Here is a 25,958-nt window from a genome sequence, read left to right on the forward strand (position 1 = left end):
TTCCTCCAGGTCAGCGGGCCGTGCAGAACGAGAACGTCTGCGAGGGGTCGGCGCACGGGTCGAACGTGAAGATGACGAGGGTGCCGACGACGATGACGATGACCGTCGCGACGTAGAGCGCCATCTTGAGCCAGAACCGGGTGGCGTCCCGTTCGGCGTAGTCGTTGATGACGGTGCGGACGCCGTTGGTGCCGTGCAGCTGCGCGAGCCACAGCATCAGCAGGTCCCACGTCTGCCAGAAGGGGCTGGCCCACTTGCCGGCGACGAAACCCCAGTCGATCTGGTGGATCCCCTCGCCCATCATGAGGTTCACGAACAGGTGCCCGAAGACCAGGACGATGAGGACCAGGCCGGACATGCGCATGAACAGCCAGCCGTAGAGCTCCCAGTTCGTCCGGGTCGGCTTGTTCCGCTTGTACGGCGAGCGCGGGGTTTCCAGGGCCGGGGCGTAGCTGCCGCCGGGGGTCTGATCGGTGCTCACGACGCGCCGCCCCTCAGTGCGTGAAGACGTTGGTCAGGTGACGGACGAGGAAGGGCACCATGAGGACGACCCACAGGCCGACGACGCCCCAGAACAGCTTGCGCTGGTGCTTGGTCCCGCCCGACCAGAAGTCGACGAGGATGATGCGGACCCCGTTGAGCGCGTGGAACACCACGGCCCCGACGAGACCGGCCTCGCCCAGGCCCATGACGGGGTTCTTGTACTGCCCGATGACGCCGTTGTAGACCTCGGGCGACACGCGCACCGTGGCGGTGTCCAGGACGTGCACGAAGAGGAAGAAGAAGATCAGCACCCCGGAGATGCGGTGCATGACCCACGACCACATGCCCTCGCGGCCGCGGTACAGCGTGCCTGCTGGTCGTCCGGTCTTCGACTTCCCGACGGGCGCGCCCTGTCCGGGTGGGGTCAGGCTCGTGGCCACCGACGTCCTCCTCGAGTGCTCCTCGACGCCGGGTCCACCCGGGCTCCGGCGCTCAGGCGGCGGCGTCGTGACCACTGTAGGCGCGCAGGCGTGCGGGAGCCGCCCCACGGCCGTCGCCGTGTGGCTTTTGTGATGAAGGACTCACAGCACTGTGAACAGGGCTGTCGTGCACGTCACGCAGGCCAGCCTCACCTACCTTGGACCAGGTGGGCGGGCCCGCGCAACCTCCTACACCCTGTCGGACGTACGGGTCGGACGTACGGGACCAGGAGTCCTGCGCCGTCCGGGGGACCGCACCGGAGGAGCCGCCGTCACAGCGTGTGCGCACCGGTAGGTTCCGGGTCATGACTGACGGGGGACAGCTCAGCGGGGGCACGACACCGGCCGGACCGGGGTCGTGGTCGTCGTGGTCGGCGGACGACCTGGAGGACGCGCAGATCGACCTGTCCGACTTCCACGCCGTCGTGCCCGCGGGCGGCGCCGGCACCCGCCTGTGGCCGCTCTCGCGCAGCGACCGTCCCAAGTTCCTCCTCGACCTCACCGGCCGCGGCCGCACGCTGCTGCAGCAGACGTGGGACCGCCTGCTGCCGCTGGCCGACGCCGACCGGCTGCTCGTGGTCACCGGCCGCTCCCACGCCGACGCCGTCGCCGCGCAGCTCCCGGACCTGCCCCAGGCCAACATCCTGCGCGAGCCCGCGCGCCGCGACTCCGCCGCCGCCATCGGCCTCGCCGCCGCGGTGCTGGTGCGCCGCAACCCCGACGCCGTCCTCGGCTCCTTCGCGGCCGACCACAACATCTCCGGTCGCGACGACTTCGAGAGCTCCGTGGAGGAGGCCGTCGTCACCGCCCGCCGCGGGTTCGTCGTGACCATCGGCATCGCGCCCTCGCACCCCGCGACCGGCTTCGGGTACATCCGCCTCGGCAAGCGGCTGCGTCTGCAGGGCGCCCCGAACGCGCGCCGCGTCGTGCAGTTCAAGGAGAAGCCGGACGCCCGCACCGCCTCGGCGTACCTGTCGACGGGGGACTACCGCTGGAACGGCGGCATGTTCGTCACGCGCGCCGACGTCCTGCTCGAACTGCTCGCCACCCACGCCCCCGCCCTGCACACCGGCCTGCAGCGCATCGCCGACGCGTGGGAGACCCCGCAGCGCGAGGCCGTGCTCGAGGAGCAGTGGAGCGCGCTGCCCGCCATCGCGATCGACCACGCCGTCGCCGAACCCGCCGCCGAGGAGGGCCGCGTCGCCGTCGTGCCCGCGACCTTCGGGTGGGACGACGTCGGCGACTTCTCCTCCCTGGCCGAGCTGCTGCCCGCCGACGTCGACCAGCCCAAGGTGCTCGGCGACGCCGACCTCGTCATCACCGAGGGCGTGGCCGGGGGGCTCGTCGTGCCCGGCAACGGCCGGGTCGTCGCGCTGCTCGGGGTGGACGACCTCGTCGTCGTCGACACCCCCGACGCGCTCATGGTGACGACGCGGGCGCGGGCGCAGGAGGTCAAGAAGCTCGTCGAGCGGGCGCTCGAGGCGGGGCTCGACGTCGTCTGAGGGGCCGCTCGCGAGGCGGCTCGTCGACGCGCCCCTGGGTGGCTCGTCGACGCACCCCGCGCCATTGCTGAACCGGCGGCGTCGACCATACCACCCCCGGGGCCACCCGCGGGGTGGGGGGAGGTCGGCGGGCGGGCGGCGGCGCGGGTAGCGTCGGGTGCCGTGACGAGCGACACGAGCAGCCCGCGGACCGAGACCGGTCTCGGGGGTTCGTCGGAGCTCGGCGCGCGCGTCGCCGACCGTGTCCCGGACCTGGTCGTCGCTCACGAACCCACCGCCCGCGCCCTGCGCCGGGACCTGCACGCCCACCCCGAGCTGGCCCGTGCCGAGCACCACGCCACGGCGAGGATCGCCGAGCTGCTGACCGCCGCCGGGGCCGAGGTGAAGCTGCTGCCGGGCACCGGGCTCATCGCCGACCTGGGACCCGACGCCCCGCGGGAACGGACGATCGCCGTCCGCGCCGCCCTCGACGCCCTGCGCACGCCGGAGTCGACGGGCCTGCCGTACGCCTCGACCGTCCCCGGTGTGGCGCACGCCTGCGGGCACGACGTGCACACCGCCTCCGTCCTGGGCGCCGGGCTCGTCCTGGCCGACCTGGCCCGGACGGGCGACCTGCCGCACCGCGTCCGGCTGCTGTTCCAGCCCGCCGAGGAGGTCATGCCCGGCGGCGCGCTGGACGTCGTGGGCGCCGGGGCCGTCGACGACGTCGCCGCGATCTACGGCCTGCACTGCGACCCCAGCCTGGACGTCGGCACGGTCGGTCTGAAGGCCGGGCCGATCACGTCGGCGTCCGACCACGTCACCGTCCGGCTGCGGGGGACCGGGGGCCACACCTCCCGCCCGCACCTGGCCGGCGACCTCGTCTTCGCGCTCGGTCAGGTCATCACCCAGCTGCCCGCGGTCCTGGCCCGCCGCGTCGACCCGCGCGCGGGCGTCAACCTCACCTGGGGCGCCGTCCACGCCGGCGACGCCGCCAACGCCGTCCCCGCCGAGGGCTTCGCCGCGGGCACCCTGCGCTGCATGGAGACCGAGGCCTGGCACCACGCGGGCGAGCTCGTCGAGGGCGTCGTGGCCGACCTCGTCCGCCCGTACGCCGTGCGCGCCGAGGTGGACCTGGTCCGCGGGGTGCCGCCCGTCGACAACGACATCCACGCCACGGCCGCGCTCGACGCCGCCGCCCGCGCGCTCCTCGGCGACGACGGCGTGCTGCCGACCCGGCAGTCCCTGGGCGGGGAGGACTTCGCCTGGTACCTGCACCACGTGCCCGGGGCCATGGTGCGGCTCGGGACGCGCACCCCCGGCGGCCCCACGTACGACCTGCACCGCGGCGACTTCGCCCCCGACGAGGGGGCGCTCGCCGTCGGGATGGGGGTGCTCGCCCTCACCGCGCTGTCCCCGCGGGCGCTGCCGGGGGGCTGAGGTCGTCCCCGTGCAGTTCCGTGACCTCGTCGTCACCCGGCCGCGGCACCCGGGTGAGGTGACCGGCCGGAAGGTCTCGATCTGGACAACCTGACTGCTCGACGGCGCTGACCGCGGGTTTTCGCACACTACGATGACCGCGCGTTCGCACCTGCTCGCGCCGGGCCGACGCCACGATGCGATCCACCCCGACCTGGAGGACCTCACCATGACTTCGTTCCACCGCCTCGCCCCGGTGGCAGCTGTCGGCGTCGCCGCCCTGCTGCTCGCCTCCTGCGGCGACCGGCCGACCGACACGCAGGGGTCCTCCTCGGGCGGCTCCGCGAGCGGGAGCGGCGAGAAGTTCGCGGCCTGCATGGTCCTGGACACCGGCGGCGTCGACGACCGCTCCTTCAACCAGAGCTCCTACGCCGGCTTCACGGAGGCGCAGAAGGAGAACGCGAACATCACCCCCACCTACATCGCCTCCAACAGCGACGCCGACTACGTCCCCAACCTCACGGCCGAGGTGGGCAAGGGCTGCGACACCATCGTCGCCGTCGGCGGCCTGATGGCGGACGCGGTGAAGGAGGTCGCGGAGCAGAACCCCGACCAGAAGTTCGCCGAGATCGACTCGGCCTCCGGCGCCGACAACGTCTACGGCTTCCAGTACAACACCGTCGAGGGCGGGTTCCTCGGCGGCTACCTGGCCGCCGGGATGACCAAGACCGGGACGGTCGGCACCTGGGGCGGGCTGAACATCCCGCCGGTGACGATCTACATGGACGGCTTCTGGGAAGGCGTCCAGTACTACAACCAGCAGAAGGGCAAGAGCGTCAAGGTCATCGGCTGGGACGAGAAGAACCCCAGCGGCGGCACCTTCTCGAACTCCTTCACCGACCAGGCCGCGGGTCGGTCCATCACCGAGACGCTGGCCTCGCAGGGCGCCGACATCATCATGCCCGTCGCCGGTCAGTCCGGTCTGGGCGCGGGCGCGGCGGCCGAGGCCGCCGGCGGCAGCCTGAACCTCATCTGGGTCGACACCGACGGCTGCGTCAGCGCCGAGCAGTACTGCAAGTACTTCATCTCCTCGGTGACCAAGAACCTCACCGACGCCGTGAAGGACTACGTCGTCAAGTCCGCCGCGGGTGACGTCCCCACGGGCGGCTACGTCGGCACCCTGGAGAACGACGGCACCGGGCTGGCGCCCTTCAACCAGTTCGACGCGCAGGTCCCGGCCGAGCTGAAGACCGAGCTCGACGCGGTGAAGCAGGACATCATCGACGGCAAGATCGAGATCACCTCGCCGAGCGCCATCAAGGCGAGCTGACCCGCCAGACCACCGCAGCACCACCGCAGGACCGACGGACGACGGCGACGAGGGGAACGACCCGAAGGTGCAACTGGAACTCAAGGGCATCACGAAGCGGTTCGGCCCCCTCGTCGCCAACGACTCCATCGACCTCGTCGTCCGGGAGGGCGAGATCCACGCCCTCCTGGGCGAGAACGGCGCCGGCAAGAGCACGTTGATGAACGTGCTCTACGGCCTGTACACCCCCGACGAGGGGCAGATCCTCGTCGACGGTGAGCCCGTGGAGTTCTCCTCCCCGGGCGACGCGATGGCCGCCGGGATCGGCATGGTGCACCAGCACTTCATGCTCGTCCCGACGTTCACCGCGACGGAGAACATCGTCCTGGGGGCGGAACTCACCTCCGGGGGCGGGTTCCTCGACCGCCGCCGGGCCCGCCAGCGCGTCGAGGAGACCTCGCAGCGCTTCGGCCTCGCGATCCCGGCCGACACCCTCGTCGCCGACCTGGCCGTCGGCGTCCAGCAGCGCGTCGAGATCGTCAAGGCGCTGCTGCGCGACGCCAAGGTGCTCGTCCTCGACGAACCCACGGCGGTGCTCACCCCCGCCGAGACCGACGACCTCATGCGCGTCATGCGCGAGCTCGCCGACGCGGGGACGTCCATCGTCTTCATCACCCACAAGCTGCGCGAGGTCAAGGCCGTCGCCGACCGCATCACCGTCATCCGCCGCGGCAAGGTCGTGGGGGAGGCGTCCCCGCAGGCGTCCCCCGAGGAACTGGCCGCGCTCATGGTCGGTCGCGACGTGCGGCTGCGGGTGGAGAAGGAGCCCGCCGAACCCGGCGCGGTCGTCCTGCAGATGGCCGGGGTCCGCGTCGTGGACCCCGCGGGGGCCGTGCTCCTGGACGACGTCGACCTGCAGGTGCGGGCCGGGGAGGTGCTGGCCGTCGCCGGCGTCGACGGCAACGGCCAGACCGAGCTGACCCGTGCCGTCGTCGGCCTCCAACCCGTCGACTCCGGCGCCGTGACCGTCGCCGGCACGGACGTCGCCGGGCGCCCCATCGCCGACGTGCTCTCGCTCGGCGTCGGGTACGTGCCGGAGGACCGGCTGCACGACGGGCTCGTGGGGTCCTTCAGCATCGCCGAGAACCTCGTCCTCGACCTCGTCGACTCCCCGGCCTTCGCCGCCGGCCCGTCGGTGAACCGCGAGGCGGTGCGGCGCAACGCCGAGGAACGCATCCACGAGTTCGACATCCGCACCCCTTCCGCGCAGGCCGCCGCCACCACGCTCTCGGGCGGCAACCAGCAGAAGGTCGTGCTGGCCCGGGAGATGTCGCGTCCGCTGCAGCTCCTCGTCGTCGCCCAGCCCACCCGCGGCGTCGACGTCGGCAGCCAGGAGTTCGTGCACCAGCGGATCGTCGCCGAACGGGACCGCGGAGCGGCCGTGCTGCTGGTCTCCACCGAGCTGGACGAGGTGCGGGCGCTGGCCGACCGCATCGTCGTCATGTTCCGCGGCCGCATCGCCGGCGAGGTCGGCCCGGACGCGACGCAGGAAGAACTGGGCCTGCTGATGGCGGGCGCCACCGCGACCACAGGGGCCACCGCCTCCGGGAAGGACCACGCGTGAGTTCGCCCTCGCTGGAGAAGGACGCCGCGCAGGCGCCCCCACGCCGCCGGTCGCACTGGGGCGGCAGCTGGCTCGTGACGGTCTTCGCCGTCGTGGGCGCGCTGCTCGTCGGGGCGGTGCTCATCGTCATCGGCGACAAGCCGTCCCGGCAGAGCGCGGGGTACTTCTTCTCCTACCCGCAGGACTTCCTGCTCAACGTCGTGTACTCGGTGCGCGACGCGTACCTGGCGCTGCTGCAGGGGGCCGTCTACAACCCGAACCTGTCCGGGACGGCTGCGCTGCGGCCGATCTCGGAGACCCTCGTCAACGCGACGCCGCTCGTCCTGGCCGGGCTGGCGGTCGCCCTGGCCTTCCGCGTCGGGTTGTTCAACATCGGCGCCCAAGGCCAGATCATCGTGGGGGCGGTCGCGGCCGCCTGGGTCGGCTTCACCCTCGACCTGCCGGTCGTCGTCCACCTGCTGGCCGCCCTCGTCGCCGGGGTCCTCGGCGGCGTGCTGTGGGGCGGTCTGGTCGGCCTCCTCAAGGCGCGCACCGGCGCGCACGAGGTCATCACGACGATCATGCTGAACTACGTCGCCGTCAACCTGCTGACCTTCCTGCTCGGCGTCAACGGGTTCCAGCGCCCGCCGTACAACCAGGCCATCTCCGAGCAGGTGGCCGAGACCGCCGTCCTGCCGAAGCTCCTCGGTTCGTCGCTGCGCGTGAACCTCGGCCTGGTCCTGGCGGTGCTCGCGGCCGTCGCCGTGTGGTGGCTGTTCGAGCGGTCGCGCCTGGGGTTCCGGCTGCGGGCGGTCGGGGCCAACCCGAACGCGGCGCGGACGGCCGGGATGGCCGTGGGGCGCCTGCAGGTCGTGTCCATGGCGCTGGCCGGGGGCCTGGCCGGTCTCGCCGGCGCGACCCAGGTCCTCGGGGTCACCGGCAGCGTCACCGGCAGCGTGGCCGGGAACATCGGGTTCGACGCCATCACCGTGGCGCTGCTCGGGCGCAACAACCCCTACGGCGTCATCGCGGCCGGGCTGCTCTTCGGCGGCCTGCGGGCCGGGGCCGTGCAGATGCAGTCCGTGACGGGTGTGCCCGTCGACCTCGTCGGGGTGCTCCAGGCCCTCGTCGTCCTGTTCATCGCGGCGCCCGCCCTCGTGCGCGCCGTGTTCCGCTTGCGCGCCGGCGGTCCCGCCGTGGGCGCGGAGTTGTCCGGAGGGTGGACCCGGTGAGCGGTTCGGCCAACGTCCAGGCCCCCGCGGCCGTCGTCGAGCTCCCCCACGTGGAGCCGCCCGTCAGCCTGCGCAAGCGGGTGCTGACCGGCGCCCTGCTCGTCGTGGTCGGCCTCGTCACCGTCCTCGGCTGGGGCCTGGGGTCGGGCGGGGCCGACGCGACGTTCCGCTTCGGTGGCGGGTCGTCGGTGACGCTGCCGGACCTGCGGGTCCCCGGGACGGTCACGCCGGTCGTGCTCGGCGTCGTCGTGGTCCTCCTCGGGGTGTTCCAGCTCGCGCGGGGCTTCCGGGCCCGGCGCGGTCCGCTGGTCGTCGCGGTCACCCTCGTCTGCTTCGTCGTGGCGTTCCTGTGCTGGGTCATGAGCGGTGCCGACGCGCAGTCGATGGACGTCGTGCGGCTGCTGCAGCAGACGGTGTTCCTCGCCACCCCGCTGATCCTGGGCGCCCTCGCCGGCGTCCTGGGCGAGCGCAGCGGCGTCGTCAACGTCGCCATCGAGGGCCAGTTGCTCACGGGAGCGTTCGCCGGTGCGCTCGTGGGGTCGATGGCCGGGAACCTCGGCGCCGGAGTGGTCGGCGCCGTCCTGGCGGGGGCCGTCGTCGGGTGGTTGCTGGCCGTCTTCGCGATCCGCTACCGGGTGAACCAGGTCATCCTCGGCGTCGTCCTCAACGCGGCCGCCCTCGGGTTCACGGGCTGGGCCTACAAGGCGCTCATGCAGACCGACACCCAGCGGTACAACTCCCCGGGCGTGCTGGGGCCCCTGCCGGTCCCGGGGCTGTCGCAGATCCCGGTCCTCGGCCCGCTGCTGTTCCAGGCCAACGTCCTCGTCTACGTCATGTACGTGGTGATCATCGCCCTGCAGGTGGTCCTGTTCCGGACGAAGTGGGGCCTGCGCACGCGGGCCGTGGGGGAGCACCCCAAGGCCGCCGCGACCGTGGGCATCGACGTGCTGCGGGTCCGCTACGTCAACGTCGTCGTGGCCGGGGGGATCGCCGGGTTGGCGGGGGCGTACCTGTCGATCGGGACGATCGGCCCGTTCACCGAGAACATGTCGGCCGGCAAGGGGTTCATCGCCCTGGCCGCCGTGATCTTCGGTCGCTGGACGCCGCGCGGCGCCGTCGGAGCGGCGCTGCTGTTCGGGTTCTTCGCCGCCCTGCAGACCCTCGTCGGCATCCTGCAGGGACCGGCCGCGGTGCCGTCGAGCTTCCTCGCGATGCTGCCGTACCTCGCGACGATCCTCGCCGTCGCCGGGTTCGTCGGCCGCGTCCGGCCGCCGGCCGCGAGCGGGGAGGCGTACCCGTGACCGACGCACCCGTCGTCGACTGGGACGCCCTGCGCGCCGCCGCGCGTGCGGCGCTGGAGCACTCGTACGCCCCGTACTCGAAGTTCCCCGTCGGGGCGGCCGCGCTCGTCGACGACGGCCGGGTGGTGTCGGGGGCGAACGTCGAGAACGCCTCCTACGGCGTCACGCTCTGCGCCGAGTGCACGCTCGTCGGGCAGCTGCAGATGACGGGCGGCGGGCGCCTCGTCGCGTTCGCCTGCGTCGACGGCGCGGGGAACCTGCTCATGCCGTGCGGGCGCTGCCGCCAGCTGCTGTTCGAGTTCGGCGGGCCGACCCTGCTCGTGGACTCCCCGCGCGGGACCGTCCCCATGACCGAGGTGCTGCCCGACGCGTTCGGCCCGCACGACCTCACCGATCCCGCCCGCACTCCCGAGAAGCCCGGAGAGGCACCCCAGTGAGCCAGCAGTTCGCCGCCGTCGACGTCATCCGCACCAAGCGCGACCGGGGGGAGCTGTCGGACGCGCAGATCGACTGGGTGATCGACGCCTACACCCGCGGCGACGTCGCCGAGGAGCAGATGTCCTCCCTGGCGATGGCGGTCCTGCTCAACGGGATGACGCGGCGCGAGGTCTCGCGGTGGACGACGGCCATGATCGCCTCGGGTGCGCGGCTGGACTTCACCGACCTGCCGCGGCCCAGCGTCGACAAGCACTCCACCGGTGGGGTGGGGGACAAGGTGACACTGCCGCTCGCCCCGCTCGTCGCCGCGTGCGGTGCCGCCGTGCCGCAACTGTCCGGTCGCGGGCTCGGCCACACCGGCGGGACGCTCGACAAGCTCGAGGCGGTCCCCGGCTGGCGCGCCTCGCTGACGCTGCCGGAGATCCGCGCGCAGCTCACCGACCTCGGCGCCGTCATCTGCGCGGCCACCGGCGACCTCGCCCCGGCCGACAAGAAGCTCTACGCCCTGCGAGACGTCACCGGCACCGTCGAGGCCATCCCGCTCATCGCCAGCTCCATCATGAGCAAGAAGATCGCCGAGGGCACCAGCGCGCTCGTCCTCGACGTGAAGACCGGCTCCGGCGCGTTCATGAAGGAGCTCGCGCAGTCCGTCGAGCTCGCCCGGACCATGGTCGACCTGGGCACGGACGCCGGTGTGAAGACGGTCGCCGTGGTCACCGACATGTCGACCCCGCTGGGCCGCACCGCGGGCAACGCCCTCGAGGTCCGCGAGTCCGTCGAGGTGCTCGCCGGCGGCGGCCCCGCCGACCTCGTCGAGATCACGCTCGTGCTGGCGCGCGAGATGCTCGCCGCCGTCGGCCTCGACGCCGTCGACCCGGCCGACGCCCTCGCCGACGGCCGTGCGATGGACGCCTGGCGCCGGATGATCGCCGCGCAGGGCGGCGACCCGGACGCGCCGCTGCCGGTGGCCCGGCACACCCACGAGGTGCTGGCTCCCGCCGACGGGTTCCTCGACGTCGACGCGATGGCCGTCGGGGTCGCCGCGTGGCGGCTCGGCGCGGGCCGGTCCCGGCGCGAGGAGGCCGTCCAGGCCGGCGCGGGCGTCGAGCTGCACGCCGTCCGTGGGGACGCCGTGCGCGCGGGTCAGCCGGTCATGACGTTGCACACCGACACCCCCGAGCGCTTCGAGTGGGCGCTGCAGGCGCTGGAGGGCGGGTTCCCCGTCACCGCGAAGGCGCCCGCGGCGCGGCCGCTCGTGCACCAGCGCGTCACCGCCTGAGGCGCGTGGCCCCCCGCCGAGCCGGACCCCCGAGCGCCGAGGACGTGCTGCACGCGGGGCTGCGGGAGCAGCTGGACGCCTTCGTCGAGGAGCACCGCGCGGCGCTGGCGGCGTGCCTGGACGGGCTGACCGAGGAGCAGGCGCGGCGGCGGCTCGTGCCGTCGGCGACGACGCTGCTCGGACTCGTCAAGCACGCCACGTTCGTCGAGCGGGTGTGGTTCGAGGAGGCGGTGACGGGGCGCAGCCGGGCCGAGCTCGGGCTCGAGGCCGGGCCGGCGGAGTCCTTCGTGCTGAGCGCCGACGACACCGTCGCGTCGGTGCGCGCCGCCCACGCGGCCGCGTGCGACGCCTCCCGCCGGGCCGTGGCGGACCTCGGTCTCGACGACGTCGTCTCGGGGAACCGGCGGGGGCCGCTGCCGCTGCGGTGGGTCCTGCTGCACGTGCTGCGGGAGCTGGCGCAGCACTGCGGGCACGCCCAGATCCTGCGGGAACAGGTGCTCGCTCGGGACTAGGGGGTCCGCCGCCGGCTCGGACGTGCGAGGGTGCCACCCGAACGGCCCAGTGCGCGATCAAGGAGCGGGCGCAGCGCACCGATGGACCGGGGGGATGAGAGGAGTCCACGTGTTCCAGCCAGGGGCGCGAGCACCGCGCCGTCCGCGCGGGGCGTTCGCGTACCTCCTCCTCGCCGCGGGGCTCGTCGCCGCGTACCTGCTGCCGCTGCCCGACGCCGTGCGGTCGGCCGGTGTCAGCCTCTTCGGCATCAGCGCCCTCGTCGTCTCCGCCGTCGTCGTCCGCCGCCGTCGCCCGGGTCCGGCCTGGACCTGGTCGCTCGTGCCGGTGTGCGCCGGCCTCTTCCTCCTCGGCTCGGCGCTGCGGCCGCTGGCGCAGGGGTGGACCGGCCTGGCCGCCTTCGCGCCCGACCCGTTCTCCCTGGCCGGGTACGTCCTCCTCGTCGTGGTCCTGACGCGCATGGCGCGGGGGGTCGGCGGACTGCGCCGGGAGGTCGTGTTCGACGTCCTCGTCGCGAGCCTGGCCGCGGCGGCCGCGGCCGTGCAGTTCCTCGTGCTGCCCGTGCTGGAACTGCCGGGGCGCACCGTCCTCGGGTCGGTCCTCGCCGGCGTCTACCCGCTCTTCGACGTCGTCCTCGTGCTCCTCGTCCTCGACGTCATCATGAGTGCCCCGGGCGTCGCGGCGCACCGCTGGCTGACCGGTGCGGTGGCCTGCCTGCTCGTGGGGGACCTGGGGTACGCGGTGCTGGGCCGGCAGGGGCACTTCGTCGCCCCGACGGCGTTCGACGCGCCCTTCCTCCTCGCCTACTTCCTCATCGCGGTCGCCGTCCTGCACCTGCCCCGCGCGGGGGAGGAGCCGGTGCAGCCCGCGTCGACGTTCGACGCCTGGTCCGCGCCGCGGCTCGTGGTCCTGTGCCTGTCGCTGCTCGGCGCCGCCTACCTCGCGAGCGTCCGCACCGACCAGGGACCCGTCGGGCAGGGCGCCTCGTTCACCCTCCTGTGCGTGATGATCGGCCTCGTCGTCGTCCGGGCGGTCTCGGCCGTCAACGGGCAGGCGGCCGCCAAGGCCGTCCTGGAGCACCGCGCGACCCACGACGCGCTGACGGACCTGCCCGGCCGCGACGAGTTCGAGCGCCGCGTCGACGCCCTCCTGGCGACCGACACCGACGACGACCCCGAGCGGTACGTGCTCTTCGTCGACCTCGACGGGTTCAAGCGCGTCAACGACACCCACGGGCACGTCGTGGGCGACATGCTGCTGTGCGAGGTGGCCGCCCGGATGCGGGCGGTGGCCCCGCCGGACGCGGTGCCGGCGCGCCTGGCCGGGGACGAGTTCGTCCTCGCCGTCGCCGGACCCGACGCCGCCGCGGTGCGGTGCGCCACCGACCTGCTCGACGCCCTGCGCCGGCCCGTGCGGCTCCCCGTCGGTGACGTCGTCGTGTCCGCCTCGATCGGGCTCGCGCCCGTGCGCTCCACCCTGTCGGTGGCCCTGCGCGAGGCCGACCTGGCGATGTACCGGGCGAAGTCGCAGGGCCGCAACCGGCACGTCCTGTGGGACGACGCCCTGCGCCGCGCCATCGGCGACGAGGTCGAGTTCGAGCTCGACCTGCGCTGCGCCGTGGCGGAGCAGACCCTCGAGGTCCACTACCAGGCGATCGTCTCCCTGGCGACGGGCGTCCCGCGCGGGGTCGAGGCGCTGCTGCGCTGGAACCACCCGCTGCACGGACCGATCTCCCCGGCCGTGTTCGTGCCCGTGCTGGAGGAGACCGGTCTCGTGCTCGAGGTCGGCCGCTGGGTCCTCGACACGGCGCTCGCCGACCTCGCGGCCTGGCGGGACGCCGGCGTCGTCGGCGAGGACTTCCTGGTGTCCGTCAACGTCTCACCGCGGCAGCTGCTCGACGAGGACTTCGCCGACTCCGTGCACGGTCTGCTCGCCACCCGCGGGATCGCGGGCGACGCGCTCCTGCTCGAGATCACCGAGTCCTCGATGCTGGAGAAGGACGACCGCACCCTGGACCTGCTGGACCGGTTGCGGGGGCTCGGGGTCGGCCTGGCCGTCGACGACTTCGGGACGGGGTACTCCGCGCTGAGCTACCTGCGCAGCTTCCCCGTGACCCGCGTGAAGGTGGACCGCAGCTTCGTCTCCGGTCTCGGCGGCGCCGACGCCGACGCCGCGGTCGTGCGCGCGGTCGTGGCGGTCAGCGAGGCCCTCGGGCTCGCCGTCACCGCCGAGCGCGTGGAGACCGAGGAGCAGCGGGCCGTCCTGGCCGGCCTCGGGGTCGGGCACGGACAGGGCTGGTTGTGGCACCGTGCCCAGTCCGCGCGGGACGTGGCCGAGTACCTGCACGACGCCGGGGCGTTGCACCACCGGCGACCGGTTCAGGCCGACGCGAAGTCGTAGGCCCAGTAGGTCTGCTCGTCGAGGCGTTCTCCCGTGGTCTCGTGGCCGAAGGAGTTCACGATCCGGCCGATGAGGCGGGGAAGCGCCAGCCGTTCGTCGTTGTACCGGCAGATGTCCAGGCTCGCGATGCCCCGGTTGTCGTGGACGACGCGGCACATCGCCTCGACGAGGGTGACGAACACACCGCTGCTGCGGTAGGCGGGGTGCACACCCACGCAGCCGATGTACCAGATGCTGCGCTCGGCGAACTGCCGCGGCCAACGCTGCTCGTAGTACGCCTCGGACAACTGGTACACGGTGGACAGGTCGTTGGAGAACGTCGCGAAACCGCAGAGGACGTCGAGGTCGACGTCGCGCACGACGTACTTGAACACCCGTTCGTCCGCGCAGACCTCCTCGAACTCCTCGCGGGTCATGAGGTGCTGCTGCACGGCGCGGGTGGCCAGGCCCGCGAAGGCGAGTTCGTAGACCTTCCACGCCTGTTCCAGGTCGTCGCCGGTGAGCGTGGTCGTCGTGTCGAGAACGGTCGTCGCGCGCGGCATGTCGTCTCCTCCAGGTGCGGGTGGGATGACCGGATCCTGCCAGGACGCGTGCACCGTACGTGACGTCCGGTGATCTTGGCCACCCTTCCGGCGCACCGGGTTTCCCCCGGACGGACGCCTCGGACACCGTGCGTTCCGGTCAGCGGAAGCCGGACGGGTGAGTTCCTGGGGAAACCCCTGGGAGTTCAGTGGGCGCCGAGTTCGACGAGCAGCACCCCGGCGGCGATGAGGGCCAGTCCCAGGGCCGTCGTGCGGGTCAACGGGTCCCCGAACACCGCCCGCGCCAGCAGCGCGGTGAGGGCGATGCCGACCGCGGACCACACCCCGTACGCGACGCCGACCGGCATCCCGGCCCGCAGCGCCAGGGACAGCAGGCCGAACGAGACGAGGTACCCGGCGGCCGTGACGGGCAACCACCGGCGCCGCCGGCCGCCGTCGGACATCCGCAGCACGGCGGTCGCGGCGACCTCGAACAGCACCGCGCCGGCGAGGAACACCCAGCTCACGCGTCCTCCTCGGGGTGGCGCGCGCCGAGTTCCACCAGCAGGACGCCGGCGACGATGAGGGCGATGCCCGCGCCCATCACGGGGGTGAGGGGTTCGGCGAACAGGAACGCCCCCGCGACCGCGGTGAGGACGACCCCGGTCGCTGCCCACAACCCGTACGCGACACCGATCGACATCCCGGCGCGCAGCACCGCGGCCAGGAGCACGAAGGCGGCGAGGTACCCGGCCACGACGAGGACGAACCACGTCGGGTCGTCGTTCGCGGCCCTCAGGGCCAGCGTCGCGCTGACCTCCGACAGGACCGCCCCGGCCAGCAGGCCCCAGGTTCTCGTGCGCACCCGGGCACGCTACCGGCCGGGGAACCCCTCAGGCGGCGGCGGAACCCGGGGTGCCCGACGGCGGGGTTCCCCCTGCGCCGGGAGCGGGGTGGCCGGAACTGTCCGACCCCATGCCGGCCATCGTGCCCGCGGTGGGTTCGGTCGTGGTGTCCACCCCGACGGTCAGCGTCAGGGTGTAGCCGGTGGTCGGATCGCCCTCGTACACGGGTGTCTGCGAGGCGCCGCCGTCGTCGCCGAACACGTTGTCGGTGTCGAGGCCGACCTTGGCGAAGTTCGTCACCGACGCCTCGTACCCCGAGGTGGCGTAGACGGCGGTGCAGGCGTCCGCGGGCAGCGCCACCTGCGACGTGGCGATGCAGTTCGCGACGTCGCTGATCTCGTCGACCGACGGGTAGACCTCGAAGTGGACGTGCGGCCAGCGGCCGTCGTAGCAGGCCGGGTAGATGCTCGTGAAGGTCACCTTCCCGTCGGCGTCGGCCACCTGGACCCCGCGCAGGTAGTTCTCGTCCGCGATGTCGCTGGAGTAGAGGGAGTACTCACCGTCCCGGTTGCAGTGCCAGACGTAGACGGCGACCCCCTCGAACGGGACGTTCCCGCCCGCGAGGTCGACGACGTCCAGCGTGAGGGTCATGGGAACGCCCTCCGCCGTGGTCGTGCTCGATCCGAAGCTGGAGCGGATGTCGCTGCGGACGACCCCGCTCTGCTCCAGGACGTCCGGGCCGTTCGAACCGTCGCCGGGGTAGGGGCCTGCGGTCTCGTCGGGGATCTCGGTGAGCGAGGCCGTGCTCGCCGTGGTGGCGCTGGTGGAACTCGTGCCGGCCGACCCGGTGGTCGTGTCGTCGGCGCCGCACGCCGCGAGCGTCAGCCCGGTGGCGCCGAGGCCGAGCAGGCCCAGGGCGCGGCGGCGTCCGATCCCGCGGGAGGTCATCCGCGTCGTCATCGTCGCGATGTCGAACGCCAGCCCCTGGTCGTCGACGTCCTCGTGGGGGCGGGGGAGCGGGCGGCCCTCGTAGCTCGTCATGGGTACACCGTCGGTGCCCCACCCCAGGACGAGCGGTGGGACGTCAGTGCGCCGGCTGTGAGACGGGCTGCCCGACGCGACGGGCCGCGACGAGCGCCAGGACGGCGAGCGCCGTGCACAGCGGGAGGGTGCCCGCGAAGGAGGCCCAGCCCGAGACGGCGGCGAACGCCGTGAACGTCAACCCGGTCAGGGCCATCGCCGTCCCGCCGCCGACCGCGTCGGCGATGGTGAGCGCGGAGGACCCCGAACCCTCCTGACCCGGCGTCGACTGCTCCAGGACGAGGACCGTCGTGCGGGGGAACCCCAGCCCCATGCCGGCGCCGGCGGCGAACCAGCCCAGTGCGCAGCCGACCGCCGCCGCGACGGACCCCGGGTCCACCAGCGCGACGGCGGCCTGCGCGGCCACGCCGACGAGCAGCAGGACCGTGCCGATCCGCACGGCCCGCACGTGCGGCAGGCGCGGTCCCAGGCGCCCCTGCACCGCCGAGGCGGACGCCCACGCGACCGCCGCCGCCGTCAGCACGATCCCGGCCAGGCGCAGCGAGACGTCGAACCGTTCGAAGAGCATGCGCGGCAGGTGGACCTCGGTGCTGAAGAAGGTGGCGGCGAGCAGGCCGCGCAGCAGGACGACCGAGGGCAGTCCGGGCCGTCCGGTCAGCGTGCCGGCCGGCAGCAGCGGCCGGACCGCCACGACGAGCACGGCCAGGGCGACGGCCGCCGCGAGCCACCGCCAGAGCGCGCTGCCGCCCAGGCTGCCGGCCGAGCTCACGGCGACGACCGCCAGCGACGTCCCCGCCGCGGCGAGGAAGCGCCCGGTCGGGAACGCGTCCGACGACGTCACGGGGGCCCGGACGCGCAGGAGCGTGGGCAGCACCGCGCCCGCCGCGACGAGGACGAGCACGAGGACCCCGGAGAACACCCAGTGCCAGCTCCACGTCGTGGCGACGAACGCGGCGGCGGCGGGCCCGACGATCGAGGGCAGGACCCAGGCGGCGGCGAACGCGCCGAAGACGGCCGGCCGCAGCGCCGGGGGGAAGGCCAGCGCGACGAGGACGTAGAGCGTCACGCTGATCCCGCCGGACCCCAGACCCTGCAGGAACCGGCCGGCGACGAAGACGGGCATCGACGGGGCGAGCGCCGCCACGAGCAGCCCGACGCAGAACACGACGACCGCGGCGAGGAGCGGCCGGGCCGGACCGCGGCGGTCCGACCAGCTGCCCGCGGCGACCATGCCCACCACGCTGGCCGCCAGCGTCGCGGCGAAGGCCGTCGCGTAGGCGCTGCGGCCGCCGAGGTCGGCCACCACGAGCGGCATCACCGTGGTCACGGCGAGGCTCTCGAAGGCGGAGAGGAAGACCAGAGCCGTCGTCCCGAGGGTCATCACGAGGTAGCGGCGCGAGAAGATCCCGCCCGCGGGGGGCTCGGCGTCGGTCGGGGTGGGGCGCGCGGCACTGCCCCGGTCGGTGCTCTGGGTCACGACCTCACGCTAGGACCTCCAGCGCGCTGCAGCTCAACCCGTTCCTCCCGCGTCCGGCGGTGCGGGGGAGCCGGCCACGTCGCGCAGGGCGTCCAGGACGGTGCGCACCCCGCGCCGGGACAGCGCCTCGGGGCGCAGCAGCGCGTCGACCCGGCGGTTCACGCTCACGTCGGCCAGCGGGCGCAGCACGACGCCGGGCCCGGGGCGGCTCGTGCGGGCCGGCATGAGGGCGATCGCGTCACCGGCGGCGACGACGGACGCCGCGACGAAGAACTCGTTGATGCGGTGCACCACGTCCAGGGGCCGGCGCGCGGCGACCGCCACCACGTCGAGGACCCCGGCCAGCGGGAACCCCTCGTGCACGGAGATCCAGCGTTCGGCGGCGACGTCGGCGACCCGCAGCTCCTCGCGCCCGGCCAGCGGGTGGTCGGCCGCCAGCGCCACGTGCAGGGGTTCGAGCAGCAGCGGAACCACCCGCACCCGCCGCGCCGGCCAGGCGGGGGAGGCCTCCGGCCGGTGGGCGACCACGACGTCGTGGTCGGCGACCAGGGCGGGGAAGGCGTCCTGGGCGACGTCCTCGTCGGTGCAGCGCAGCGGCGGGGTGCCGTCGAGGGCGGTCAGCAGGGGCCCGAACCAGGCCAGCGCGGCGGAGTGGAAGGCGGCGACGGAGACGGGGGTGTGCGCGGAGTCGAGGTGGTCGCCCACCGCGCGGCGGGCGGCGTCCAGGGCGGCCGCGACGTCGACGGCGGCGCTCGCGAGCGCCTCGCCCGCCGGTGTGAGGACCAGCGTCCGGCCGCGCCGCTCGGTCAGCGGGGCGGGACAGGAGCGTTGCAGCGCAGCCAGTTGCTGCGACACGGCCGACGGCGTGACGTGCAGCGCCCGGGCGGCGGCGGCCAGGCTGCCGCGCTCGGCGAGCTCGCGCAACACGCTCAGCTGACGCTCGTCCATGAAGCGATGCTAATCCTTGCGTTCAGCAGATCGAGCTGGACTGAACTGTCGCCGCCGCCGACGCTGGTGGGGTGCGTGATCGACGGGTGGACGCCCTGCTGCTGGGCGTCGCGGTGGTGTGGGGCAGCAGCTACCTCGCGGCCAAGGTGCTGCTGGACAGCAGCGCGGGGACGGGCGCGGTCCTGCCGGTCCTGACGCTGCGCTACGTCGGGGCGGCGCTCGCGCTCGCCGTCGTCGTGGTCCTCACGCGGGCGCGGGTCGGGCGGCACGAGCTGCGCTGGGGGCTGGTCCTGGGCACCTCGCAGGTGGCCGTGCTGCTGCTGGAGACGTACGGCGTCGCGGGCACCACGGCGACCAACGCGGGTCTGCTCATCTCCACGACCATCCTCCTCACCCCGGCCGTCGAGGGCCTGTGGACCCGGTCGTGGCTCCCGCCGTCGTTCTTCGCCGCGGCCCTCGTCGCGGTCGTGGGCGTCGCCCTGCTCGTCGGCGGCGGCGGGTGGCGCACCCCCACGGCCGGTGACCTCCTGGTGCTGGCCGCGGCCGTCGTGCGGGCCTGCCACGTCACGGCGATCGGCCGGGTCACCCGGCGCGTGCCGCTGGACCTGCGCGGGCTGACCTTCGTCCAGACCGTCGTCGGCGCCGTCGTGGGCCTGGTGCTGGCCCCGGGCGCCACGACCGGCTTCGCGACGTCCGCGAGCGCCGCGCAGTGGGCGGGGCTGGCCTACCTGGCCCTGGGCTGCAGCGTCTTCGCCTTCCTCGCGCAGTCCTGGGCGGTGCGACGCACCTCGGCCGCCCGGGCCAGCCTGCTGCTCGGCACCGAACCGTTGTGGGCGGTGCTGTTCGGGGTGGCCCTCGCCGGCGACGCGCTCGGCCTGACCGGCGTGCTCGGGGCCGTGCTGCTGCTCGGGGCGACGGCTGCCGGTCAGCGCATCGAACTGCGCTCGGCCGCCCGGGGACCGGCGGCGCGCGAGCGGCCGACGGCGCAACTGGCAGGATCGGAGCCGTGAGCGAGACGACCTCCACCACCCCGCAGACCACCCTGGAGCGCGTGCGCGCCCTGCCCAAGGTGTCGTTGCACGACCACCTCGACGGCGGCCTGCGCCCGGCGACGATCGTCGAGATCGCGTCGGCCAACGGGCACCGGCTGCCCACGACGGACCCCGAGGAGCTGCGCGCGTGGTTCCGCGACGCGGCCGACTCCGGCACGCTCGTGCGCTACCTCGAGACGTTCGACCACACCATCGCCGTCATGCAGGACGCCGAGTCCCTGGCCCGCGTGGCCGAGGAGGCCGTCCTCGACCTCGCCGCGGACGGCGTCGTCTACGGCGAGCTGCGGTACGCCCCGGAGCAGCACCTGCAGCAGGGCCTGACCCTGGACCAGGTCGTCGAGGCCGTCGAGGTCGGCATGCGCCGTGGCGAGCAGCGGGCCGCCGCGGCGGGCACGCCGATCCGCGTGGGCACGCTCGTCACCGCCATGCGGCACGCCGACCGCGGGCTGGAGATCGCCGAGCTCGCGCTGCGCCACCGCGACGCCGGGGTCGTCGGGTTCGACATCGCCGGCGCCGAGATCGGGTTCCCGCCCTCGAACCACCTCGCGGCCTTCGACCGCCTGCACGCCGAGAACTTCCCCGTGACGATCCACGCGGGGGAGGCGTTCGGTCTGCCGAGCATCGCCGACGCCCTGCACCCCTGCGGCGCCGAGCGCATCGGGCACGGCGTCCGCATCGTCGAGGACGTCACCGTCGGTGAAGGCCGCGACGCACACGGTCTGCCGAACGCCACGCTGGGCCGCCTCGCGACCTGGGTGCGCGACCGCGGGATCGTCCTGGAGCTGTGCCCGTCGAGCAACGTCCAGACGGGTGCCGCGACGAGCGTGGCCGAGCACCCCATCACCCTGCTCAAGGACCTCGGGTTCTCCATCAGCGTCAACACCGACAACCGGCTCATGTCCGGCACGTCGCTCTCGCGCGAGTTCGCGCTGCTCGTGGACGAGGCCGGCTGGGACCTCGCGGACGTCGAGCGCGCCACGATCACCGCGCTGTCCGGGTCCTTCCTGCCCTTCCCCGACCGCGTGGCGCTCGCGAGCGACGTCATCCGGCCCGCCTTCGCCTGAGGGTTCACCCGCGGTCGTAGGCCGGCTCGTAGGTCGCGAGGACGTCCCGGGCCGTCGCCACGAGGTCGGCGACGAGCTCGGGGGGTTCGAGGACGACGACGAGCCGGCCGAGGCCGAGCAGGACGGCCCGGGCGGCCGGCAGCGCGCGGAACGTGGCGGTGACCTCCACGGTCCGCTCGTCGCCGTCCCCGTCCGGGGGCAGCTCCCGCACGACGGGCTCGGCGACGAGCTGCGCGTCGGCGATGCGCAGGAGCATCCCGGCGTCGGCGGCGGCGATCCGCAGCCGCACCTCGACCCCGCCGCTCGAGGGGCGTTCCACCTGCTCCCGCAGCCGCTCCCACACCGCGGGCAGCCCCGGCAGGTCGGCCGGGACGGGGTCGTCGAGCACGTCGACCCCCGCGACGCGGTCCACGCGGAACAGCCGTTCCCAGTCCCGCTCCGCCTCCGTCGGCGCCGCGACGAGGTACCAGGTGCCGCCCTTGGCGACGAGGCCGAGCGGGTTCAGCGTGCGCGTCGAGACGCGGGTCGCGCCGGCCGAGCGGTAGCGCAGCCGGATGCGACGGGCCGAGAAGACCGCCTCCTGCAGCGGCGCCAGGTGCTCCGGGCGGTCCTCGCGCGAACGCCACCCGGCCGGTTCGACGAGGATCCGCTCGGCCGCGCGGGCGAAGGGGGCGCGCTGGGCCGCCGGCGTCGCCGCGAGCAGCTTGCGGACGGCCGACTCCCACGCGGGCCGCTGCGGGTCGGCGGTGCCGGACGAGCCGGAGAAGAGGGCGCGCGCCTCGGCCGTGGTGAACCCCGTGACGTCGGTCCGCCAGTTCTCGACCAGCGAGATCCCGCCGCCCCGGCCGCGTTCGGTCCACACCGGCACCCCGGCCGCGGACAGCGCCTCGACGTCGCGCAGCACCGTCCGGGTCGAGACCTCCAGGCGCCGGGCGAGGTCGGGTGCCGTGCAGCGGCCGTGCGTCTGGAGCAGGAAGAGCAGTGACAGGAGGCGGTCGGCGCGCACCCGGTGAGGATGTCAGGGAAAGGTGACAGGAGGTGTCTTGTTCAGGGGCCAGGCTGCCGTCATGACCAGTGCTGAGGACCCCCGCCAGACCATGCTCCGCGCCGCCGAGCTCGCCGGCCGCGTGCTCGACGCCGTCCCCGCCGACGCGCACTCCGGACCGACCCCGTGCACGGCGTGGACCGTCGGCGACCTGCTCGGCCACCTCGTCGCCGTCACGCACCGCGTCGCCCACATCGGCCGCGGCGGCCACCCGTTCGAGCTGCCCACGCTCCTGACGTCGGAGCCCGACGGGGGTTTCACCGCCGCCTACGCCGCCGGTCTGGCCGAGGTGCGCGCGGCGTGGGCCGACGACGCCGTCCTGACGACGACGGTGCACCACCCGGCCGGCGACATGCCCGGTGCGGTCGGCGCCACGATCTACGCCCAGGAGTTCGCCACCCACGCCGTGGACCTCGCCGTCGCGACGGGCCGGCAGGACCTGCTCGACGAGGAGTTCCTCGCCGGGGTCCTGGAGATCGCCCGGCGCGTGGTGCCCGCGCAGCGGGACGGGTTCCCCTTCGACCCGCCGGTCGCGGTCCCGGACGACGCGCCCGCGCACGTGCGGTTGTCCGGGTGGCTCGGCCGGGCGCCCGGCGTGAGCACCACTCAGGTGTAACGGTCGCGGTTGGCCTTGGCGATCTTCTTCCACTCCCGGCGCCGGTCGGCGGCCAGGCGGGCATCGGTCCGGCTGGCGAACCACGCCTGTTCCCGTTCGAGCTTGCGGAGGTTCTCCAGGCGGTGCCGGTCGAACACGCCGGCGTCGATCGCGGCGAGCACCGCGCACCCGGGTTCGGAGGTGTGCGAGCAGTCGGAGAACCGGCAGTCCACCGCGATCTCCTCGACGTCGGCGAACGTCCGGTCGAGGGCGTCCCCGAGGTCGGACACCCCGAGGCTGCGCAGTCCCGGGGTGTCGACGAGGACGAGGGGTTCTCCGGCACCGGGGACGGGCTGGAGTTCCCGCGTCACCGTCGTGTGCCGTCCCTTGCCGTCCACGGACCGGACGGCACCGACCGCGAAACGGTCCTCACCGAGCAGGAGGTTGGCCAGCGTGGACTTCCCCGCACCCGAGGACCCGAGCAGGACCACGGTGCCGCGCAGGTGGTTCCGCAGTTCCGCGACGGTGGCCGGATCGTCCTGGCGGACCGGGACGACCTCGACCCCGACGGCGTCGGTCCGCACCCGGTCGGCGATGCGATCGAGGTCGTGCGCGGGAACCAGGTCGCTCTTGGTGAGGGCCACGACGGGGTGCGCCCCGGAGTTCCAGGCCAGCGCCAGGAACCGTTCGACGCGGCCGTTCGTCGTCCGCGACTCCGCGCCGATCGCGACGACGACCGTGTCGACGTTCGCGGCCAGCACGTGTTCGGCCGAACGCCCCGTGACCGAGGCCCGCGCGAGGACCGTGCGGCGGGGCAGGACGCCGACGGGCCGGGCCCCGTCGGGGTCGTCGAGCGACAGGCCGACCCAGTCGCCCGTGGTGGGTTCGGGGACCAGCGTCCCTGCGGGGACCTCGACCCGCTGCGGCCCGAGCGGGGTCTGCACGTCGCAGGCGCCGCGGTGCACCCGCACCACGCGGGCCGGCAGCAGGTGGGGTTCGGTGTTCTCGCCGGTGTTCTTGGCGGGGATCGCCGCCCCCGGGGTGCCCGCAGGGGAGAACACCCGGGAACTCGCGGTGGAACCGGTGCGGAACCCCGCGTGGAACACCGCCCAGCGCCGGTCCCAGTCCTCGTCCCAGCCGAGCCGGGTCAGCGGGTCGGAGGGGTTCGCCTCGATCGTCACGTCGTCGAGGCTAGGTTCGGCCGGGAACTCCCGGCGAGGGGTTTTCGGGGCCCTCAGAGGGTCACGACGACACGGCCGCGGAACCGGCCGGCCTCCCCGTCCGCGTGGACCGCGGCGAGGTCGGCCAGGGGGCGGCGCTGCGAGACGTCGAGGACGAGTTCCCCGGCGTCGACCGCGCGGACCAGGTCCGCCAGCTGCGCGGTGTCGTTGCGGACGTACAGGACCGTCCAGTGCACGTCGCGCGCCTCGTCGTCGGTCAGCGGCAGCGGCGGGGCGCTCACGGCGCGCCCGCCGGGGCGCACGAGGTCGGTGAGGCGGCTCAGCTGCGCCGGGTCCCCGGAGACGTTGTTGAACAGCAGGTCGACGGGTCCGTCGAGGGCGTCGGCCAGGGACGTGGCGGTGTAGTCGACGACCTCGTCCGCGCCGCGCGCCAGGACGGCGTCCCGGCTGCGGGGGCCGGCCGTGGCGATCACGTGCGCGCCGGCGCGCTTGGCCAGCTGCACCGCGAAACCTCCGACCCCGCCGCCCGCGCCGTTGACCAGGACGCGTTCCCCGGCCTGCAGGCGGCCGTGGTCGAACAGGCCCTGGAACGCGGTGAGGCCGGCGACCGGCAGGACCGCCGCGTCGGCCAGCGGGACCGACCGGGGGGCGGGGACCAGAAGGTCGCGAGGGACGGCGGCGAACTCCGCCGCCCCGCCACCGACGGGCACGCCGAGGAAGGCCACGACGTGCTCGTCCGTCTCGACGCCGTCCGCCACCACGGTCCCGGAGACCTCCAGCCCGGGGGTGTACGGCAGCTGCACGGGGATGAGCTCGGTCATGACGCCCGAGCGGATGGCGGCGTCGACGGCGTTGAAGGTGGTGCCGGCGACCCGGACGAGCACCTCGCCGGGGGCGGGGACGGGCTGGTCGACCTCGGCGACCTGCAGGACGTCGGGGGTTCCGAAGCGGGTGACCTGGACTGCACGCACGGGGGGCTTCCTCTCGTCAGGCGCTTCGAATTTGAAGCACATGGAGAGACTACGACTGCTTCGAATTCGACGCAAGTAGTCTGGAGGAGTGGACCGCAACGGACTAAGCGACCAGCAGCTCGCGGCGTACCTCGCCCTCACCGAGGTCGGCAACCTCCTGCAGCAGGCCGTCGCGGACCAGCTGCGCGCCGACGGCGACCTGAGCCCGGTGCAGTTCCAGGTGCTCGCGCTGCTCGCCGCCCCCGCTGCGCCGCAGTACCGCATGACGGACCTGGCCGACCGCATCGTCTACAGCCGCAGCGGCTTCACCTACCAGGCGGGGCAGCTGGAGAAGCGGGGCCTCATCGCCCGCGAACCGTCACCGGAGGACGAGCGGAGCACCGTCGTCCGGCTCACCGACAGCGGTCGCGCGGTGCTCGCCGACGTCATGCCCGGGCACGTCGAGGTCGTGCGCAGCCTGCTGGTCGAAGCGGTGCCCGACGGGGACGTCGGGGCGCTGAGCGCGGTCCTCGGTCCGGTGCGCGACCGGCTGCGCAACGCTCCGCCCCGCTCGGCGCGTCCGCGGCGCCGGCGGGGCTGAGGTCCCGGTCGGGTCAGCGGCCGGGGGCGGCGTCGACCAGTCGCCCGAGCTCGTGCCCGGCGGCCGGGGCGGCGCCGTCGAAGGCGCTGGTCACGACCTGGCGGGCGCGGTCCAGGCCGGCTCCGCCGAACCCGCCGGGGCCACCCAGGCCGCCGACGGGGTTGCCGGGCAGCAGGGGCAGGACGAGGGCGAGGACCAGGACGGCGAGACCGCCGCGCAGGACCGCCCCGGCGGCGCGGTCCACGACCCGCAGGTGGACGGCGTTCAACGCCCGGGACAGGGCGGTGCCGAGCGCGCCACCGAGGCCGGCGCCGACCACGGCGAGCACGACGACGGTGCCGGCGACGAGGGCGACCTCGTTCCAGCCGGTCTGCGGCCACCGGGCGTCGATCCGGTCGGCGACGGTGAACCCGGCGAAGGCCCCGGCGCCGAGGCCGAGGAGCGCCAGCACGAGGCGCGAGGCCCCGTTGCGCCAGCCGGAGCGGGCGGCCAGGACGACGATCAACACCGCCAGGGCCAGCACGAGGAGGCCGGCGGGGCGGACCCCGCCGAGCAGGTGCGGGGGGAGGAAGGGGATGTCCACGTAGGGACCGTAGGCACGCGGGTGGCTGCCGGAACAGCTGTGCGGCAGGAACTTCAGGGTCGGTTCAGGGTTTCCCCCGAGGCTCCGTCGGAGCGCGCACCGGACGTGCACGGGACGTCCA

The 25,958-nt window shown here is 74.1% G+C and carries 26 protein-coding genes; 14 read left to right on the forward strand and 12 right to left on the reverse strand.

Annotated elements, in window-relative coordinates:
• Positions 1 to 10 precede the first annotated feature (10 nt).
• Entirely contained in the window at positions 11 to 481 is a 471-nt protein-coding gene (locus AB1207_RS11340) for a succinate dehydrogenase hydrophobic membrane anchor subunit (protein ID WP_437178916.1), read from the reverse strand.
• A 13-nt stretch (positions 482 to 494) separates the two neighbouring features.
• Entirely contained in the window at positions 495 to 911 is a 417-nt protein-coding gene (gene sdhC, locus AB1207_RS11345; RefSeq protein WP_367638629.1) for a succinate dehydrogenase, cytochrome b556 subunit, read from the reverse strand.
• Positions 912 to 1,267: 356 nt separating this feature from the next.
• Between sdhC and AB1207_RS11350 the strand changes: the two genes are divergently transcribed.
• The 10 genes from AB1207_RS11350 to AB1207_RS11395 all read left to right on the forward strand — a co-directional run bounded on the left by AB1207_RS11350 (position 1,268) and on the right by AB1207_RS11395 (position 13,934).
• Entirely contained in the window at positions 1,268 to 2,464 is a 1,197-nt protein-coding gene (locus AB1207_RS11350) for a mannose-1-phosphate guanylyltransferase (protein ID WP_367638378.1), read from the forward strand.
• A 162-nt stretch (positions 2,465 to 2,626) separates the two neighbouring features.
• Positions 2,627 to 3,883 carry an amidohydrolase gene (locus tag AB1207_RS11355; RefSeq protein WP_367638380.1) on the forward strand — a complete coding sequence of 419 codons (1,257 nt, stop codon included), beginning with the start codon at positions 2,627 to 2,629 and terminating at the stop codon, positions 3,881 to 3,883.
• Positions 3,884 to 4,091: 208 nt separating this feature from the next.
• A complete protein-coding gene (locus AB1207_RS11360) occupies positions 4,092 to 5,192 on the forward strand; it encodes a BMP family lipoprotein (RefSeq protein WP_367638382.1) in 1,101 nt (366 codons plus the stop codon).
• Positions 5,193 to 5,259: 67 nt separating this feature from the next.
• On the forward strand, positions 5,260 to 6,795 hold the full coding sequence (locus tag AB1207_RS11365; RefSeq protein WP_367638384.1) for an ABC transporter ATP-binding protein: 1,536 nt from the start codon (positions 5,260 to 5,262) through the stop codon (positions 6,793 to 6,795).
• Positions 6,792 to 8,006, forward strand: coding sequence for an ABC transporter permease (locus AB1207_RS11370; RefSeq protein ID WP_367638385.1), 1,215 nt, complete (start codon positions 6,792 to 6,794; stop codon positions 8,004 to 8,006). Before AB1207_RS11365 ends, AB1207_RS11370 begins: the two co-directional genes overlap by 4 nt.
• Positions 8,003 to 9,307: an ABC transporter permease gene (locus AB1207_RS11375; RefSeq protein ID WP_367638387.1), complete on the forward strand. Its 1,305-nt coding sequence runs from the start codon at positions 8,003 to 8,005 to the stop codon at positions 9,305 to 9,307. Before AB1207_RS11370 ends, AB1207_RS11375 begins: the two co-directional genes overlap by 4 nt.
• Entirely contained in the window at positions 9,304 to 9,744 is a 441-nt protein-coding gene (locus AB1207_RS11380) for a cytidine deaminase (protein ID WP_367638388.1), read from the forward strand. Before AB1207_RS11375 ends, AB1207_RS11380 begins: the two co-directional genes overlap by 4 nt.
• Positions 9,741 to 11,024 carry a thymidine phosphorylase gene (locus AB1207_RS11385; protein WP_367638389.1) on the forward strand — a complete coding sequence of 428 codons (1,284 nt, stop codon included), beginning with the start codon at positions 9,741 to 9,743 and terminating at the stop codon, positions 11,022 to 11,024. The genes AB1207_RS11380 and AB1207_RS11385 overlap by 4 nt, the downstream gene beginning before the upstream one ends.
• Before the next feature lie 5 nt (positions 11,025 to 11,029).
• Positions 11,030 to 11,536, forward strand: coding sequence for a DinB family protein (locus AB1207_RS11390; RefSeq protein WP_367638391.1), 507 nt, complete (start codon positions 11,030 to 11,032; stop codon positions 11,534 to 11,536).
• A gap of 109 nt (positions 11,537 to 11,645) precedes the next feature.
• The gene (locus tag AB1207_RS11395) at positions 11,646 to 13,934 is read left to right on the forward strand and encodes a putative bifunctional diguanylate cyclase/phosphodiesterase (protein ID WP_367638392.1); all 2,289 of its coding nucleotides are present in this window, start codon (positions 11,646 to 11,648) and stop codon (positions 13,932 to 13,934) included.
• Here AB1207_RS11395 and AB1207_RS11400 read toward each other — a convergent pair.
• The 6 genes from AB1207_RS11400 to AB1207_RS11425 all read right to left on the reverse strand — a co-directional run bounded on the left by AB1207_RS11400 (position 13,913) and on the right by AB1207_RS11425 (position 18,766).
• On the reverse strand, positions 13,913 to 14,476 hold the full coding sequence (locus AB1207_RS11400; protein ID WP_367638393.1) for a hypothetical protein: 564 nt from the start codon (positions 14,474 to 14,476) through the stop codon (positions 13,913 to 13,915). The two genes, AB1207_RS11395 and AB1207_RS11400, sit on opposite strands and share 22 nt — an antisense overlap.
• A gap of 185 nt (positions 14,477 to 14,661) precedes the next feature.
• Positions 14,662 to 14,982 carry a DMT family transporter gene (locus tag AB1207_RS11405; protein ID WP_367638394.1) on the reverse strand — a complete coding sequence of 107 codons (321 nt, stop codon included), beginning with the start codon at positions 14,980 to 14,982 and terminating at the stop codon, positions 14,662 to 14,664.
• Positions 14,979 to 15,320 carry a DMT family transporter gene (locus AB1207_RS11410; protein ID WP_367638395.1) on the reverse strand — a complete coding sequence of 114 codons (342 nt, stop codon included), beginning with the start codon at positions 15,318 to 15,320 and terminating at the stop codon, positions 14,979 to 14,981. The genes AB1207_RS11405 and AB1207_RS11410 overlap by 4 nt, the downstream gene beginning before the upstream one ends.
• 28 nt (positions 15,321 to 15,348) lie before the next feature.
• A complete protein-coding gene (locus AB1207_RS11415) occupies positions 15,349 to 16,341 on the reverse strand; it encodes an intradiol ring-cleavage dioxygenase (RefSeq protein WP_367638396.1) in 993 nt (330 codons plus the stop codon).
• 43 nt (positions 16,342 to 16,384) lie between these two features.
• Positions 16,385 to 17,818 carry an MFS transporter gene (locus AB1207_RS11420; RefSeq protein WP_367638397.1) on the reverse strand — a complete coding sequence of 478 codons (1,434 nt, stop codon included), beginning with the start codon at positions 17,816 to 17,818 and terminating at the stop codon, positions 16,385 to 16,387.
• A 33-nt stretch (positions 17,819 to 17,851) separates the two neighbouring features.
• Positions 17,852 to 18,766: a LysR family transcriptional regulator gene (locus AB1207_RS11425; protein ID WP_367638399.1), complete on the reverse strand. Its 915-nt coding sequence runs from the start codon at positions 18,764 to 18,766 to the stop codon at positions 17,852 to 17,854.
• Between the two features lie 71 nt (positions 18,767 to 18,837).
• On the opposite strand from AB1207_RS11425, the gene AB1207_RS11430 reads away from it, so the two are divergent.
• Both AB1207_RS11430 and AB1207_RS11435 read left to right on the forward strand, forming a co-directional pair.
• Positions 18,838 to 19,776, forward strand: coding sequence for a DMT family transporter (locus AB1207_RS11430; protein WP_367638400.1), 939 nt, complete (start codon positions 18,838 to 18,840; stop codon positions 19,774 to 19,776).
• Positions 19,773 to 20,882, forward strand: a complete 1,110-nt coding sequence (locus AB1207_RS11435) for an adenosine deaminase (protein ID WP_367638402.1) — start codon at positions 19,773 to 19,775, stop codon at positions 20,880 to 20,882. Before AB1207_RS11430 ends, AB1207_RS11435 begins: the two co-directional genes overlap by 4 nt.
• Positions 20,883 to 20,886: 4 nt before the next feature.
• Here AB1207_RS11435 and AB1207_RS11440 read toward each other — a convergent pair whose 3' ends face one another.
• Positions 20,887 to 21,888: a helix-turn-helix transcriptional regulator gene (locus AB1207_RS11440; RefSeq protein WP_367638404.1), complete on the reverse strand. Its 1,002-nt coding sequence runs from the start codon at positions 21,886 to 21,888 to the stop codon at positions 20,887 to 20,889.
• Positions 21,889 to 21,949: 61 nt separating this feature from the next.
• On the opposite strand from AB1207_RS11440, the gene AB1207_RS11445 reads away from it, so the two are divergent.
• Positions 21,950 to 22,543 carry a TIGR03086 family metal-binding protein gene (locus AB1207_RS11445; RefSeq protein ID WP_367638405.1) on the forward strand — a complete coding sequence of 198 codons (594 nt, stop codon included), beginning with the start codon at positions 21,950 to 21,952 and terminating at the stop codon, positions 22,541 to 22,543.
• On the opposite strand, the gene rsgA is transcribed toward AB1207_RS11445, so the two are convergent.
• On the reverse strand, positions 22,534 to 23,703 hold the full coding sequence (gene rsgA / locus AB1207_RS11450) for a ribosome small subunit-dependent GTPase A (RefSeq protein ID WP_367638407.1): 1,170 nt from the start codon (positions 23,701 to 23,703) through the stop codon (positions 22,534 to 22,536). The two genes, AB1207_RS11445 and rsgA, sit on opposite strands and share 10 nt — an antisense overlap.
• Positions 23,704 to 23,756: 53 nt before the next feature.
• The gene (locus tag AB1207_RS11455) at positions 23,757 to 24,674 is read right to left on the reverse strand and encodes an NADP-dependent oxidoreductase (protein ID WP_367638408.1); all 918 of its coding nucleotides are present in this window, start codon (positions 24,672 to 24,674) and stop codon (positions 23,757 to 23,759) included.
• A gap of 88 nt (positions 24,675 to 24,762) precedes the next feature.
• On the opposite strand from AB1207_RS11455, the gene AB1207_RS11460 reads away from it, so the two are divergent.
• Positions 24,763 to 25,254 carry a MarR family winged helix-turn-helix transcriptional regulator gene (locus tag AB1207_RS11460; protein ID WP_367638409.1) on the forward strand — a complete coding sequence of 164 codons (492 nt, stop codon included), beginning with the start codon at positions 24,763 to 24,765 and terminating at the stop codon, positions 25,252 to 25,254.
• 13 nt (positions 25,255 to 25,267) lie between these two features.
• Here the strand turns inward: AB1207_RS11460 and AB1207_RS11465 are convergent, their stop codons facing one another.
• The gene (locus AB1207_RS11465) at positions 25,268 to 25,837 is read right to left on the reverse strand and encodes a CvpA family protein (RefSeq protein ID WP_367638411.1); all 570 of its coding nucleotides are present in this window, start codon (positions 25,835 to 25,837) and stop codon (positions 25,268 to 25,270) included.
• Positions 25,838 to 25,958 lie beyond the last annotated feature (121 nt).

It is taken from the genome of Kineococcus endophyticus (assembly GCF_040796495.1).
Taxonomy (GTDB): Bacteria; Actinomycetota; Actinomycetes; order Actinomycetales; family Kineococcaceae; genus Kineococcus; species Kineococcus endophyticus.